Genomic DNA, 389 nt, shown 5'->3' on the forward strand with positions numbered 1-389 from the left:
GACTGCCGATAGAGGCAATCGCTCCGCAGGATTGATTAAATTCCCAGACCTGAGTCCTCGTCCTCATTAGGTTTTGGTACAGAGGGCTTCGTGCCTTTCTTGGGTTTGGCCGTCGTTTGTTCGTAGCTCACATCGGTAAGTGTAAAGTATTTCTTCGATGGGCTGAGACGTACAACTGGTTTTTCGATATGCTTCTGCACATTAAAAACCTCGCCTTTAGGGACGGATTTACTCTTGAATGAAGGTTTGAGCGTACCCAAATCTCCAAACTCTACAATGTCGCCATTTGCTACGATGTCTCTGGCAATCTCGGTGGCGTAGTTCAATACGGCTTCCACTTCCTGACGGTTGAATGTGGTCGATTTCGCCACACGCTCACAAAAATTGCG

The 389-nt window shown here is 47.6% G+C and carries 1 protein-coding gene; it reads right to left on the reverse strand.

From position 1 onward, the window contains the following. Window positions 1–35: 35 nt before the first annotated feature. Window positions 36–389 (reverse strand): HU family DNA-binding protein (locus EII14_RS09115; protein ID WP_124932194.1); only part of this gene is annotated, 354 nt, incomplete at its 5' end.

The organism is Alloprevotella sp. OH1205_COT-284, assembly GCF_003859795.1.
GTDB lineage: Bacteria > Bacteroidota > Bacteroidia > Bacteroidales > Bacteroidaceae > Alloprevotella.